The sequence below is a fragment of the Corynebacterium sp. c25Ua_89 genome, from assembly GCF_047459735.1.
GTDB lineage: Bacteria > Actinomycetota > Actinomycetes > Mycobacteriales > Mycobacteriaceae > Corynebacterium > Corynebacterium simulans.
This window is the reverse complement of record NZ_JASBOD010000001.1, coordinates 574257-588142: the sequence shown is the minus strand read 5'-3', so window position 1 is coordinate 588142 and position 13886 is coordinate 574257. Positions and strand designations below refer to the sequence as shown.

Below are 13886 nucleotides of genomic sequence, written 5' to 3'. Positions count from 1 at the left end.
GCCCCGCTTGGTTATAGCGCTTGTGGTGCGTAAAGTAGAGGTTTCTGTCTTGTCCTTTATGGCCTGTAAACTAGGCCGGTAGTAACGGACGAGTTCTAATCAAGAAGAGAGTAAGGCTAGATGTCTGAGCGCAGTTTCAACGATCGTAAGGGCGGCTCCGGCCGTGGGAACTACGGTGACCGCAAGAACGGTGGCCGTGACAACCGCCGTGGTGGTGGCCGTGGCTACGGTCGTGGTGAGGACCGCGATAGCCGTGATAGCCGTCGCGGCGGCCGCGATGGCTGGGATGGGGACCGCCGTAATGGCTCTCGTGACCGCAACGATCGCGGTGGCCGTGGAAATCGCGACGAGCGTCGAGGCAACGACCGTCGCAATGACGCACGCGGCAATGATCGCCGCGGTGGCGGTCGCGGACATGGCGGTAAGCGCTTCGATAAGGCACATCCGCAGCGTTCCGGTTACCGCGAAGAGCGCATTAACCGTCGTATGACTGACCCCGATCTGCCTTCCGATATCAACATCGAGGACCTGGATCCGTCGGTGCTGCAGGACCTGCGCTCCTTGTCCAAGGAGAACATGGAGGCCGTCGCCAAGCACCTGATTATGGCCGGCACCTGGATGGATGATGATCCAAAGCTGGCACTGCGTCATGCGCGAGCCGCCAAGGACCGTGCCGGCCGCGTTGCTGTTGCACGCGAGGCCAATGGTGTCGCGGCGTACCACGCGGGCGAATGGAAGGAAGCCCTGTCGGAGTTGCGCGCAGCCCGTCGAATCTCCGGTGGTCCAGGTCTGCTGGCCGTAATGGCTGACTGTGAGCGCGGTCTTGGTCGTCCGGAAAAAGCGGTCGAGCTTGGTCGCAGCGAGGAAGCACGCGAGTTGGATGGCGATTCCGCAATCGAGCTCGCCATTGTCGTCGCCGGCGCACGCATCGATATGGGTCAGGCAGAGTCTGCCGTTGTCACCATGCAGCGCGCTTACCCCAACAAGGAAGACCGCGGTGTTTCCGCATGCCGCTTGTCCTATGCCTACGCCAATGCGCTGCTGGAAGCAGGCCGCAAGGAGGAGGCCAAGGAGTGGTTCAAGCATGCAGTCAAAATTGATGAAGGAGACTGGACCGACGCCGCCGAACGCCTAGCAGAGATCTAGCTATGAATATTCTCAAAGCCCACGATTCGTTGTTGCTTGATCTTGATGGCACCGTTTGGGAAGGCGGCCAGCCGCTGCGCTGCGTCGTGGATGTTATTAACTCGTGCGGTGTTCCCGCCGTTTACGTCACCAATAACGCGTCCCGCAGCCCAGAAGCCGTGGCTTCGATGCTTTCTGAGATCGGTCTGCAAGCCGATCCGGAACATATCGTGACTTCCGCTCAGGCTTCTTTGGTGCTCATGGCCGCGGAAATCCCGGCTGGCTCCAAGGTTCTCGTTATCGGTGCAGAGTCTTTCCGGACGCTCACGCGTGAAGCTGGATACCAGGTGGTAGATAGCGCAGAGGATAAGCCTGCAGCAGTGGTCCAGGGAATGGATAAGGCGCTTGGTTGGAAGGAGCTATCCGAAGCTGCTTACGCCATCAACAACGGCGCTAAGTTCTTCGCCACCAATCTGGATACCTCGTTGCCCACCGAGCGTGGCTTCGCCGTGGGCAATGGTGCCCTCGTGGGGGCAGTCGCGGCGTCGACTGGCGTGGAGCCCATCTCCGCCGGCAAACCGGAGCCTGCAATGTTTACCTACGCGGCGAAAAAGGTCGGGTCGAAGAAACCTCTTGCCGTGGGCGACCGCCTAGACACCGATATTGCCGGTGGCAATGCAGCGGCGATGGACACCTTCCACGTGCTTACCGGTGTATCGGGAGAGCTGGAGCTCATCGAGGCCCCGGTAGCTCAGCGCCCGAACTTCATCGGTGCAGGCTTCCACGAGCTCTCGCTGCCCGTTGCGGTGGCAAAGCCCGGCGCACAGGGCGATTTCCGCGCCCGCTGCGACGGATATGACATCGTGCTGCAGGGCGGAAACGAAAAATCCACCTCCATCCAGGCGCTGCGCACCGTTCTTGAGGTTGCCTGGGCCATGCCTGAGCCGCCGCGTTATATCCAGCCGCGCAGCGAGTTTGCTGAGAAAGCAGTAGCTGCATGGCGATAAAGCCGCACGATCCGCGCGCCGTCATGGCGCCCGAGGAAGTCGACGCCGCGATGTCTGAAATCCTGGGCCAGCCCGCGACGTCGCTAAGCGAAGAAGTAGCCCAACTAGATAGCGCCCACGCCGTGCTGCGTGAGGCCTTGCAGGAGAACTAATGCCACCACAACGGCGTCGTTTGGATGCAGAACTCGTCCGCAGGAAGATCGCTCGTTCTAGGGAACAGGCCGTCGAGATGATCAAGGCCGGCCGCGTTACCGTGGGCGGCTTCAAGGCCAGTAAACCCGCGACCGTCGTAGAGCCGGAAGTCTCCATCAAGGTTGAGGCGGCTGACAATGATGACTGGGCTTCCCGCGGCGCGCATAAGTTGCTCGGCGCGCTGGAGGCTTTCGACGTCTCTTTGAAGGATAAGCGTGTTCTCGACGCCGGCGCTTCCACCGGTGGTTTCACCGACGTGTGCCTGCGCAACGGCGCTCGCGAGGTGCTCTCCGTCGACGTGGGCTACGGCCAGCTGCTGTGGCGCCTGCAGAACGACGAGCGCGTAAAGGTACTCGACCGTACCAACATCCGCAATCTTGATCTAGACATCACCGAGGGGCCTTGTGATGCCATGGTGGGTGATCTTTCCTTCATCTCTTTGAAGCTGGTCTTGCCCGCCATCGTCGATGTAATGGCAGAGGGCGCATGGCTGCTGCCCATGGTCAAGCCCCAGTTTGAAGTCGGCAAAGATCGCATTGGCGCAGGCGGAGTTGTTCGTTCGCCGGAGCTGCGCCAGGAAGTCACCGAGGAGGTGGCGCGCTTTGCGCAGACCTTGGGGGTTAGCGTCAAAGGCGTGGCAGCCTCACCGCTCCCGGGACCTAGCGGAAACGTGGAGTATTTCCTGTGGCTGGTCAAAGACGGCCAGGTAACCAAAGATGAAGATATCGCTGAGATGGTGCGCACCGCCATTGAGGAAGGGCCACAGTGAAGCGCGAAATTCTACTTGTCCCGCACGCCAGCCGTGCAGACAACCTCGAGTCCACTATCCGCGCTGCTGAGATTCTCCAGGAGGCCGGCATCACGGTCCGCGTCAGCGCGCCGGAACACGTGCTGCCGGAGCTGCAGCACGTTGAGCATACCCCGGCTGCGGCGGCAGGCTGCGAGCTCGTCCTCGTCCTAGGCGGCGATGGCACCTTCCTGCGTGCTGCCGACATGGCTCGCGCAGTCGATGTCCCGGTGTTGGGCATCAACCTGGGCCACGTGGGCTTCCTCGCACAATGGGAAGCGGAATCCTTGGAGCGCGCCCTCGTGCGCGTCATCGATTGCGACTATGAGGTAGAAGATCGTCTGACTCTCGACGTCGAGGTCACAGACCGCTCAGGCAAGCTCATTGAGCGCGGTTGGGCACTCAACGAGGCCTCCATCGAAAACCTCAACCGTTCCGGTGTGCTGGACGCCATCTTGGAAATCGATGGCCGCCCTGTTTCTTCCTTTGGCTGCGACGGCGTGCTGATTTCTACGCCTACCGGATCTACCGCCTATGCATTCTCCGCCGGCGGACCCGTGCTATGGCCGTCGTTGGACGCCCTCCTCGTGGTTCCAAATAACGCCCACGCGCTGTTTACTAAGCCGATGGTGGTCTCTCCACTGTCCAAGGTCGCGGTAGAGTCGGCCTCGGCTACCTCTCCGGCAATCGTCATCTTGGATGGTTTCCGCGAAATCGCGATGCCGCCTGGTTCGCGTGTGGAGGCGGTGCGCGGTGCGCATCCGGTCAAATGGGTGCGCCTGGATGACCAACCTTTTACGGATAGGTTGGTATCTAAGCTCCGATTGCCAGTGCACGGCTGGCGCGGCCCGCAAAGCTAGGCTTTTTAAAAGAAAGGCAGGTGTGGCACAGACATGCTCGTTGATATCACTATCGAGGACTTAGGCGTCATTGAGCGCTCTGCGGCGGAGTTCGCGGAAGGCCTTACCGTCTTAACCGGCGAGACCGGCGCTGGTAAGACCATGGTTGTCACCGGCCTGCGCCTTCTGGCTGGCGGCCGTGCCGACGCCTCCCGCGTGCGTGATGGTGCACAGAAAGCAGCAGTGGAGGGGCGCTTTGCCACAGGTCGTGCGGCAGCCGCCGAGGTCGTGGAGTCCGTCGGTGGCGTCGCAGACGAGAATGGCGAATATATCGCCTCCCGCACGGTGTCGGCGGCTGGCCGCTCCCGCGCCTACCTGGGCGGGCGCGCGGTGCCTGCTGCAACGTTGAGTGATTTTTCTTCCCATGTTTTAACGGTGCACGGCCAAAACGATCAGCTGCGTCTTCTTGCCCCCGAACAGCAATTGGCCGCGGTTGATCGCTCGCAGCCTTCCATTGCAAAGGTCCGCGATACCTACACTGAGGCTTTCCGCACTTGGCGCGAGCTCGCCAAGGACTATAAGCGCCGCACGGAATCGCGCCGCGAGCTGGCGCAAGAGGTAGATCGCCTGCAATTCGCAATCAATGAAATTGGCGAGGTCGCCCCAGAACCGGGCGAGGACACCGAGCTTGTTACCCTCATTCAGCGCTTGCAGGACGTTGATACCTTACGCGAGGCGGCAGCGACCGCGCTTTCGGCCGTAGACGGCGATGATTCTTATGGCGAGGCCGAGGCTGCCTCCGCATTGCTGGGCCGTGCCAGCACCGCGTTGGTGGGCTCTAGCGATAAGGAGCTCGCGGCATTGGGCGAACGCTTGAGCGATATCACCAGCCAGGTCTCCGATATCGCCGCCGAGCTGGGCACGTACTTAGAATCGCTACCTGCCGACCCAAACCTGCTCGAAGAATCGCTGCGCCGTCAGCAAGATCTGAAGCAGCTGACCCGCAAGTATGCCGCCGACATCGACGGCGTTTTGGCTTGGCGTGACGCCGCGGCAGAAAAACTCGACTCCATGGATACCTCCGCCGAGGTTTTGGAAGAGCTCAAGGCTAAGGTCATGGAGGCCGAGAAACAAATGGTAGCTAGGGCCAGCGCGTTGACCAAGGCCCGCAAGAAGGCCGCGAAGAACCTAAGTAAGCAGGTCACCGAGGAAATCCACGGACTTGCCATGCCGAATTCCGCGCTCAACGTGGAAATCCGAGAAGCGAAGTACTCCAAGACCGGTGCCGACGAGGTGGAGTTTCAACTCAACGGCAAGCCGCTGGCAGGCGCAGCCTCTGGCGGCGAGCTTTCCCGCGTCATGCTGGCGCTGGAGGTCGTGTTGGCGGATGGAGATGGTGCGACCATGGTCTTCGACGAGGTCGACGCCGGCGTGGGCGGTCGCGCCGCGGTAGAAATCGGGCGTCGCCTAGCGCGTCTAGCTACCTCCAACCAGGTCATCGTGGTCACCCACCTGCCACAGGTTGCCGCCTATGCAGATAGTCACCTGCATGTCTCGAAGGAGAAATTCACCTCCGGTGTCAGCGATCTCAGCGCTAGCGAGCGGGTAGAAGAACTTGCCCGCATGCTCGCAGGTCTGGATGATACTGAGACTGGCCGCGCGCACGCCCAGGAATTATTCGATCGCGCCCAGGCAGAAGTGGCAGCGTTCCGCGCGCCTTCCACAATTTAAGTTTGTGACGGGGGACAATGGCAAGTATGAGTCTGTTTTCCCGTAACTCCGATCTGCCTGGTGAACACGGTGCGCTGCGTGACTGCACCCCGGGCGGAAAGGGCATGAAGAAGTTCGTCGAAGGTGACTTTGCCGTCATCAATGCCGCCAATATTTCCCGCCAGGAAGCGCAGATGCTGGTCGATATCAAGCCTGCAGCTGTCCTGAACGTCGCAGAATTTACCACCGGGTCCATCCCGAACTACGGCCCACACATGCTGTTGGACGCTGGTGTGACCCTGATCGAGGGCGTGGGCGAGGAATTCGTCTCCAGCTTTAAGGACGGCAAGAAGGCGCGCATTAATGAGGAAGGCGCCGTCTTCATTGGCGATACCGAGGTGGCCACGGGCAAGGTTGTGAGCCGCGAGAAGGCCGAGAAGAATTTTTCCTCCGCACAACGCGAGCTGATTGACCATATGGAAGCTTTCTTCGGCAACTCCATCGAGTTCATCCATTCCGAGGGCCCGCTGCTTATCGACGGCCTGGGCGTTCCGGATTCCGGCACCGAGATGGCAGGCCGCAAGGTGTTGGTTGTCTCGCCGTCCACGGACCATCGCAACAAGGTGAAGCTGCTGCGCAACTTCATCCGCGAATACGAGCCGATCATCATTGGTGTGGATTCTGCAGCAGATACCGTGGTGGATTTGGGCTATAAGCCGGACTTTATCGTCGGTGATCCTTCCGAAATTAGCTCCGAGACTCTGCGCTGCGGTGCGCGCGTTATCCTGCCTGCAGATCCAGACGGCACCGCGGAGGGCCTTGAGCGCATCCAAGACCTAGGCATCGGTGCGATGACCTTCCCGGCGGCAACAGACTCCGCCACCGATCTTGCGCTCCTGCTGGCTGATTATCACGGCGCCCAGATGATTGTGCAGGTCGGCCGCTCCCTGGACCTGGACGATATCTTTGCTAAGCAAAAGCACGCTACTCCGGCTGCGATGCTTTCCCGTATGAAGGCGGGCACGCGCCTGGTGGATGCCGATTCCGTCATCAACCTTTACACCAACCCGAACTCCGGCGGCATCGGATGGCTCTGGGCTCTGCTTGGCATCCTGGTTGCGCTGGCCGTGATCGTCATCATCGTGGGCTTGGGCGGCGACGCTTCCTTCGGTCAGAACCTCATCGATACCTGGAATAACTTTGCTTTGAGCGTGCAAGGATGGTTTAAGTAATGGCGGGTAAGTCACTTCTTGTTGCTGGTCTTGGTTTCGGCACCGCCGTGGGCGTGGCCTTGGGAGCGCTGGCGATTGCTCCGAATATGCCGTCGGGCGGCGCCGGGGGCGATTCATCGCTACGCGAGGAGTTCCAGAAGAAGGCTCAGAATGAGGAAGTGCTCAAGGCACAGGCAGACTCTAGCGACTCCGTCCTTGACAAACTGGCTCCCGTCGTAGTTGATGGCAGCTTGGCGCAGCGTCCCGTGCTAGTAATCTCGACTGGGGAAGCCAGCGAGGGCGACGTGCGCGCAATCCGCAGCTTGCTTAAGTCCGCGGATGCCGAAGATGCCGGCGAGATTAAGCTAACGGACGAGTTCTACCGCCAGGAGGGCGCGGATAAGCTGCTTTCTTTGGTCACTAACGCATTGCCGGCGGGTGCCAAGCTTGATTCCAAGAAGGTGGATGCAGGCACGCACTCCGGTCAGGCGCTGGCCGCGGCCTTGCTGATGGACCCGAAGACCACCGAGCCACTATCTTCCACCAAGGACCGTGCGAACCTGCTGCAGGCGCTGCGCGATGCTGGCTATATCGACTATGAAGACGGGACTATTTTGCCTGCACAGGCTGTGGTTTACGTCGGCGGTAAGGGCTTTCCTGGTTACTACACCGATCAGACGGTCAATTTCCTAGAGGCCCTAGACGCGGCCGGCGGAAACACAGTGGTGGCAGCACGCGTAGAGCAGGCTGCCGAAGATCGCGTCATTGGCAAGCTGCGTGAGGCCAAATCGGATATCTCTACGGTGGACTCCATCGACCGCACCACCTCGCGCATGGCTGCGGTTATGGCGGCAAAGGAGCAGCTCGACGGAGGCAAGGGTGCCTATGGTGCTGCTTCCTCGGCCGATGCGGCGGCGCCGAGCCTGCCGGAGGATCTCTAAATGGCTCATGACTTCGAGGTACGCAGCAGTGAGCTGCTTCTCGACGCCTCGATCATCGCGGTGCGCCGAGACGAAGTAGTGATGCCGGGCGGGACCACCGCCTACCGTGAGGTAGTAGAGCACTTTGGCGCTGTGGCTATCGTCGCGGTGGATGATGAAGAGCGCATCGCCATGGTCAATCAATATCGCCGTAGTGCGGATAGGCGCCTGTGGGAGCTTCCTGCTGGCTTGCTCGACATCAAGGGGGAGGACGAACTCACCGGAGCGAAGAGGGAACTGCAGGAAGAAGCCGGGCTGGCCGCTGAAGACTGGTCCGTGCTTGCGGATATCATCACCTCGCCGGGCTTCTGCGAGGAAGCCGTGCGCGTGTTTTTATCCCGCGGGTTAAGTGCTGTCCCGCGAATGGATGCTGAAGGCGATGAGGAAGCCGACATGGACTTCGCGTGGGTGCCGCTTGAAGAGGCGGTCGATCGAGTGATTTCTGGTGACATCGTCAATTCGATAGCGGCCACCGGCATCTTGGCGGCCTATGCCGTTTATCGCGGCGGCCGCAAGCCGCGTAGTGTGGACGAGCCTTTCGAGCTGCGCCCGACCGCGATGGCTGCGCGTCGCCCTGGCCCTGACCTGAAGAAGCTGTGAAGGCGGAGGGACTAGCTGCGACGTGGCTCAACCACCTAGCGGTGGAAAGAGGCGCTTCGGCCAATACCTTGAGCAACTATCGCAGGGATGTGCGCCGCTATTTGGGCTGGCTGGCTGACAATGGGGTGGACGATTTAGCGGCCGTCGACCGTGGGATGGTTGAAAACTACCTGAAGTTTTTGCGCGGCTCCATGGCCGCGTCGTCGGCAAGCAGGGCTCTCATCGTCGCCCGTGGCCTGCACAAGTTCGCCGTGGCTGAGGGTATCCTCGACGTGGATGTGGCTAGTGAAGTGACTCCTCCGAGAAATGCGCAGCACCTGCCGGAAACCCTGCAGATTGAGGAGGTAGAAAAGCTACTCGATTCGGTGCCTACGGGGGAAGTGGCCACTCCGATTGATATTCGCGACCGTGCGCTGCTGGAATTGCTCTACGGCACGGGTGCACGCATCACGGAGGTCACCTCTTTAACTGTTGATGATGTAACCGAAAACGATGGCATGTTGATGCTAACCGGTAAGGGCGATAAGCAGCGCTTGGTTCCGGTGGGATCACAGGCGCAAAAGGCCGTGGAGGAGTACTTGGTGCGGGGCCGGCCGGTTCTGTCGAAGGGTAAGTCCCATGCACTATTTCTCAATACGCGCGGTGGGTCTCTGTCTCGCCAAAGCGCATGGGCGGTGTTGAAACAGGCCGCCGCGCGGGCCGGGATTAAAAAGTCCATCTCACCGCACACGCTGCGCCACTCCTTTGCCACGCACCTATTAGAAGGCGGTGCGGACGTGCGTACCGTGCAGGAGCTGCTGGGGCATTCCTCGGTGACAACCACGCAGATCTATACCCACGTCACTGCGGATTCTCTGCGCGAAGTCTGGCGCACGGCGCATCCCAGGGCTTAGGCTTAAACGAATTTAAAAATAGACAGGAAAGTAAGTAGAACATGCTGAAAAATCTTGCCGGTGTAACACGCGGGGCAAAGCTGGCTGCCGCAACAGCGGTAGTGGCGATGGTGCTGGCAGTAGCGCCTGCACAGGCACAGGACGCCTCAGTCTCCGTCCCGGCGGGCCAAACTTCGACCGTGTCCCTACCGGTCCCCGTAGACGTAAGTTATGCCGGTGAGGGCTGGAACATCAATGCCTCCGGCGGATCCGCCACGATTACCGCACCGCCCGAAGGCGGCCAAGTCACGGTGCCCGTAACCTACGAAGGCACGACCATTAGCCTGACGCTCGTGGCCGACGGTTCGGTCACCCAGGAAGACCTGAATAATGCAGGCGAGGACATCGCCAATGGTGGAGACGGCGGGGCAGTGCTGCATGGCGGCGGTGCTGGTGACGGTAGCGGTGAGGGCGCTGGCGGCGGTGATAACGGCGACGGTGGTTCTGCTGGTGAAGATTCTAGTTCCGGGACTGGCGCTGATGGTGGCGCTGCTAGTGACAATGGCGCCCAGGGCGGTGTGCCAGGCGGTGACCCTGCGAATAATCCGGCGGCAGCAGGTGGAGTCGATGTGTCGCAGGCGGAGTACATCAACCTGGACGCAACGATTGAAGGCCAGACCATCACGGCGCAGATGGGCGTGATGCAGGCGCTGGATCTGTATAACCGCTTCAAGGACACTGACGAGGCTGGCGTTACGTTGCGCTACCTCAATGCAAAAGGCGAGTTCATCAAGGGCGTTCAGCGGAAGGTAGATAAGTCCTCGCGCACGCTTGAACTGACCTATCCGGAAGGCCAAACCCCGGATAACCCGTTCATCATGGAGCTGGTCCGCGATTCCGATAACGCGGCGATGCTCGTAGTGACGCTGACGGACCCAAATAAGGAAACTGCCGGGGACGTGCCAAACCCTGACAATGGCTCCGGTGAAGGTGCCAATGCGGATTCGAAGAATAGTTCTTCGATTCTTCCGTGGGCTATTGGTGCCGGCGGCGTTTTGCTTTTAATTGTGCTGGGATGGCTGCTTTCGCGTCGCCGTAAATCAAGTCAAGAAACTGGATAGTTTTGCTTGATCGCGATGAAAGGGTCAAAGCGGGTACTCTATAATCACAACGTTGTAATCAGCCACCTGCATCGGGTGGCATTGGCGATCGATTTGTGGTCAAGGAAGCAGGTGTGACTGTGGGCGAAGAGGGACTGTTTGCAGCCTCTGAAGCGCAGGTAGGGCTGACCGGGCGTCCAATCCGTGAGCTGCCAGATCCAGCTCCGTTGGAAAAGCACGGGCCAGCAACCATCATTTCGATGTGTAATCAAAAAGGTGGCGTTGGTAAGACCACCTCGACCATCAACATGGGCGCGTGCCTTGCAGAGTTGGGCCGTAAAGTCTTGCTCGTTGACTTGGACCCGCAGGGTGCACTGTCCGCAGGCTTGGGCCTCACCCATGACCAAATTGAGGACACCATCTATGACGTGATGTTGGATAGCCAGACTTCTATCCACTCCGCCATCCAGCACACTGGTGTGCCGAACCTCGACCTTGTGCCGGCCAACATTGACTTGTCGGCCGCTGAGATTCAGATGGTCAACGAGGTTGGCCGTGAGCACACCTTGGCCCGTGCGCTACGCCCGATTCGCCGTGATTACGACTTCATCATCATTGATTGCCAGCCTTCTTTGGGCCTGCTTACGGTCAATGCTTTGGCCTGTTCCCAGGGCGTCATCATCCCGATGGAGTGCGAGTTCTTCTCCTTGCGCGGTCTGGCACTTTTGACCGATACCGTGGACAAAGTTTCCGAGCGCATTAACTTCGACCTTGAGGTCATGGGCATCCTGGTCACCATGTTTGACCGCCGCACCAAGCATGCCCGCGAGGTCATGGACCGTGTAGTCGAATACTTCGGTGACAAGGTCTTCGACACCGTCATCACGCGTACGGTCCGTTTCCCGGAGACATCCGTGGCCGGTGAGCCGATTACCAGCTGGGCACCGAGCTCCCAGGCAGCGCAGCAATACCGCAACCTCGCTAAAGAGGTTATTGAGCGCTCCACCGTCTAGGAAGATTATCCGTGACCCAACCGGAGATTACGGGCTTTCGAATTGCACTGCGCAACTTCGAGGGCCCTTTTGATCTGCTGCTCCAGCTGATTCAGTCGAAAAAGTTGGACGTAACCGAAGTGGCGCTTTCTGAGGTCACCGATGAGTTTGTCGCGTACACCCGCCAGCTGGGGGCTACCGCAGATTTGGATGAAACCACCGAGTTTCTTCTCGTGGCTGCCACGTTGCTGGATTTGAAGGCGGCCCGCCTCTTGCCGCGCGGCGATGTCGACGATCTGGAAGACCTTGAGCTGCTCGAAACGCGCGACCTTCTCTTCGCCCGGCTTCTGCAGTACAAGGCTTATAAGCAAGTTGCCGACCAATTCGCCCAATGGCAGCGACAGGCGCGGCGCCGCTATCCGCGTGCCGTCTCCATGGAGAAGGCTTTCGTGGAACTTCTCCCGCCGGTCCGCCTGGGCCATACGCCGGCCTCGTTTGCCGAGCTGGCTGCCAGCGTATTCCGCCCCAAGCCGCCGGATGAGGTGGCTACGGGCCATATTCACCAAGTGGCAGTGTCTGTGCCGGAACAGGCCGGCAAGATCCTCAGCACACTTAAGTTGCTGGGCGAGGGCCAGTGGATGAGCTTTGCTGCTCTCACGCGTGATTGCACCGTCTCGATGGAGGTTGTCGGCCGCTTCTTGGCATTGCTGGAGCTCTACAAGGCCAAGGCTGTCGACGCCGAGCAGCCAGAGTCCCTCGGGCCACTGGAATTTAGCTGGACCGGTCTCGACGTGGACCCTGCCGTGGTGGCGGCTTCCAACTGGGATTAGACCGGTGGAGTAAATCCCGGCCTGGGATTAATGCCGGCTCGCATTAGGCCAGCTGTGTCGGTGCAGTACAGTATCCGGCATGGAACTTCCGCTAATCTCGCAGCAACGTTCGCGCCTTGAATCGATTCTTCTGGTGATTGATTCGCCGGCCTCCGTTGAGTCTTTGGCTCGCGCGCTCGACCTAGAGGAGTCCGTGGTCAGTGATCACTTGCGGGCGATTCAGCGCGAGTTTGATTCCCGCGGATCGGGGATTGATCTGCGCGAGACGGCGGAGGGCTGGCGCTTTTATACCCGCCAGGAAAACGCGGATGCGGTAGAAGAGTTCTTGCTTGATGGCTCGCAGACCAAGCTCTCCCGTGCGGCGCTGGAAACCCTTGCTGTGGTTGCCTATCGCCAGCCGGTCACCCGCGCCCAGGTTGCTGCGGTGCGTGGCGTCAACGTCGATGGTGTGATGCGCACGCTCACCGTGCGTGGTCTCGTACGCGAGCTGCCGCAGGAAGGCCTAGCACACCGCTACGAAACCACCGAGCTTTTCTTGGAGCTGCTGGGCATTGACTCGCTGGAGCGCCTGCCGGATCTTGCACCGCTTTTGCCGGATATGGAACAGATCGATTCCGAATATTAGGTATTCGCACGGTGCGCGGCAGTGGGGTAGCATTGCGCAGGTAACTTCATAACTTCTACTGATAAGGACACTTATTGTGACCCCACCCGCTCGCCGAGACGGCACACCGGAAAAGAAGCAGCGAGACAGCGAGATGCTTGTCTCCAATGCGAAGCCGGCCCGCCATCAACACGTCGACAAGCGTGAACGCGCAAATAGGAAAAAGAAGGCCACCGCAGATTCCGTCGCCCGCGAACTGGGCGCAGATTGGCTGACCGAAGGCAAGTCGAATAACTCCAAGGGCGAACGCCTCCAGAAGGTCTTGGCCAAGGCAGGCGTTGCCTCCCGCCGTCACGCCGAAATCATGATCGATGCCGGCCGCGTTGAGGTTAACGGCAAGATCATCATGCAGCAGGGCGTACGCGTCGACCCAAACGTGGACATCATCCGCGTCGACGGCGTGCGCATCAACGTCAATGAGGAAACCCAGTACTTCATCCTCAACAAGCCGCGCGGTCTGCAGTCCACCATGAGCGATGAACTGGGCCGCCCCTGCATCGGCGACCTCATCGGTGAACGCGTGGCCGCAGGCCAGCGTCTGTTCCACGTCGGCCGTCTGGACGCCGATACCGAGGGCCTTATCCTCATCACCAATGATGGTGAGCTGGCCAACCGCCTGATGCACCCGAAGTACGAGGTGCGCAAGACCTACCTCGCTACCGTTTTAGGCGAGGCTGGCAATGGCTTGGTACGAACCCTGAAGGAAGGGGTGGAGCTCGAGGACGGCTTGGCAAAGGCCGACTATGTCCAGGTCGTGGACAAGAACCAAGGCTATTCCTTGGTTCGCGTTGAACTGCACGAGGGCCGCAAGCACATCGTCCGCCGCATGCTCAAGGAAGCTGGCTTCCCAGTCCAGCGTCTGGTTCGCACCAAGCTGCACACCCTGCAGCTGGGCGAGATGAAGCCAGGTATCTTGCGTGCGCTCAACTCCAGCGAGTTGGCCAGCCTTTACAAGGCGGTGGGGATGTAATGGAAGG

General features: G+C 60.0%; 15 protein-coding genes. All 15 read left to right on the top strand.

Features of this window, described 5'->3' with window-relative positions; genetic code table 11:
- The first annotated feature begins 120 nt into the window (after positions 1-120).
- The 15 genes from QKB66_RS02775 (at position 121) to QKB66_RS02705 (ending at position 13879) form a co-directional block, all read left to right on the top strand.
- A complete protein-coding gene (locus QKB66_RS02775) occupies positions 121-1146 on the top strand; it encodes a hypothetical protein (RefSeq protein ID WP_082785788.1) in 1026 nt (341 codons plus the stop codon).
- A 2-nt stretch (positions 1147-1148) separates the two neighbouring features.
- Positions 1149-2132, top strand: coding sequence for an HAD-IIA family hydrolase (locus QKB66_RS02770; RefSeq protein WP_062034938.1), 984 nt, complete (start codon positions 1149-1151; stop codon positions 2130-2132).
- A complete protein-coding gene (locus tag QKB66_RS02765; RefSeq protein WP_168163248.1) occupies positions 2123-2284 on the top strand; it encodes a hypothetical protein in 162 nt (53 codons plus the stop codon). Before QKB66_RS02770 ends, QKB66_RS02765 begins: the two co-directional genes overlap by 10 nt.
- The gene (locus QKB66_RS02760) at positions 2284-3093 is read left to right on the top strand and encodes a TlyA family RNA methyltransferase (RefSeq protein WP_248090130.1); all 810 of its coding nucleotides are present in this window, start codon (positions 2284-2286) and stop codon (positions 3091-3093) included. Before QKB66_RS02765 ends, QKB66_RS02760 begins: the two co-directional genes overlap by 1 nt.
- Positions 3090-3971 carry an NAD kinase gene (locus tag QKB66_RS02755; protein WP_061926116.1) on the top strand — a complete coding sequence of 294 codons (882 nt, stop codon included), beginning with the start codon at positions 3090-3092 and terminating at the stop codon, positions 3969-3971. The genes QKB66_RS02760 and QKB66_RS02755 overlap by 4 nt, the downstream gene beginning before the upstream one ends.
- Before the next feature lie 33 nt (positions 3972-4004).
- Positions 4005-5681 (top strand): DNA repair protein RecN, encoded by a 1677-nt coding sequence (gene recN, locus QKB66_RS02750; protein ID WP_414252633.1) that lies wholly within the window; start codon positions 4005-4007, stop codon positions 5679-5681.
- A 26-nt stretch (positions 5682-5707) separates the two neighbouring features.
- Entirely contained in the window at positions 5708-6892 is a 1185-nt protein-coding gene (gene steA, locus QKB66_RS02745; protein WP_248090136.1) for a putative cytokinetic ring protein SteA, read from the top strand.
- A complete protein-coding gene (locus tag QKB66_RS02740) occupies positions 6892-7812 on the top strand; it encodes a copper transporter (RefSeq protein WP_248090139.1) in 921 nt (306 codons plus the stop codon). The genes steA and QKB66_RS02740 overlap by 1 nt, the downstream gene beginning before the upstream one ends.
- Positions 7813-8451, top strand: coding sequence for an NUDIX domain-containing protein (locus QKB66_RS02735; RefSeq protein ID WP_414252632.1), 639 nt, complete (start codon positions 7813-7815; stop codon positions 8449-8451). It begins immediately after the preceding gene.
- Positions 8448-9344, top strand: coding sequence for a site-specific tyrosine recombinase XerD (gene xerD / locus QKB66_RS02730; protein WP_062040693.1), 897 nt, complete (start codon positions 8448-8450; stop codon positions 9342-9344). The genes QKB66_RS02735 and xerD overlap by 4 nt, the downstream gene beginning before the upstream one ends.
- Positions 9345-9385: 41 nt before the next feature.
- Entirely contained in the window at positions 9386-10444 is a 1059-nt protein-coding gene (locus QKB66_RS02725) for a hypothetical protein (RefSeq protein WP_414252631.1), read from the top strand.
- Positions 10445-10557: 113 nt separating this feature from the next.
- The gene (locus QKB66_RS02720; protein ID WP_179294288.1) at positions 10558-11436 is read left to right on the top strand and encodes a ParA family protein; all 879 of its coding nucleotides are present in this window, start codon (positions 10558-10560) and stop codon (positions 11434-11436) included.
- A gap of 11 nt (positions 11437-11447) precedes the next feature.
- On the top strand, positions 11448-12245 hold the full coding sequence (locus QKB66_RS02715) for a segregation and condensation protein A (RefSeq protein ID WP_414252630.1): 798 nt from the start codon (positions 11448-11450) through the stop codon (positions 12243-12245).
- A 79-nt stretch (positions 12246-12324) separates the two neighbouring features.
- Complete coding sequence (scpB, locus tag QKB66_RS02710) at positions 12325-12870, top strand: SMC-Scp complex subunit ScpB (protein WP_061926143.1); 546 nt, start codon at positions 12325-12327, stop codon at positions 12868-12870.
- A 76-nt stretch (positions 12871-12946) separates the two neighbouring features.
- The gene (locus QKB66_RS02705) at positions 12947-13879 is read left to right on the top strand and encodes a pseudouridine synthase (RefSeq protein ID WP_062040699.1); all 933 of its coding nucleotides are present in this window, start codon (positions 12947-12949) and stop codon (positions 13877-13879) included.
- The last annotated feature ends 7 nt before the right edge of the window (positions 13880-13886 follow it).

Coding starts and splice junctions, on each gene's coding strand:
- QKB66_RS02740 (WP_248090139.1), top strand. CDS start 6,892: ATGGCGGGTAAGTCACTTCTTGTTGCTGGTCTTGGTTTCGGCACCGCC.
- QKB66_RS02770 (WP_062034938.1), top strand. CDS start 1,149: ATGAATATTCTCAAAGCCCACGATTCGTTGTTGCTTGATCTTGATGGC.
- scpB (WP_061926143.1), top strand. CDS start 12,325: ATGGAACTTCCGCTAATCTCGCAGCAACGTTCGCGCCTTGAATCGATT.
- QKB66_RS02725 (WP_414252631.1), top strand. CDS start 9,386: ATGCTGAAAAATCTTGCCGGTGTAACACGCGGGGCAAAGCTGGCTGCC.
- steA (WP_248090136.1), top strand. CDS start 5,708: ATGAGTCTGTTTTCCCGTAACTCCGATCTGCCTGGTGAACACGGTGCG.
- QKB66_RS02735 (WP_414252632.1), top strand. CDS start 7,813: ATGGCTCATGACTTCGAGGTACGCAGCAGTGAGCTGCTTCTCGACGCC.
- recN (WP_414252633.1), top strand. CDS start 4,005: ATGCTCGTTGATATCACTATCGAGGACTTAGGCGTCATTGAGCGCTCT.
- QKB66_RS02775 (WP_082785788.1), top strand. CDS start 121: ATGTCTGAGCGCAGTTTCAACGATCGTAAGGGCGGCTCCGGCCGTGGG.
- QKB66_RS02765 (WP_168163248.1), top strand. CDS start 2,123: ATGGCGATAAAGCCGCACGATCCGCGCGCCGTCATGGCGCCCGAGGAA.
- QKB66_RS02760 (WP_248090130.1), top strand. CDS start 2,284: ATGCCACCACAACGGCGTCGTTTGGATGCAGAACTCGTCCGCAGGAAG.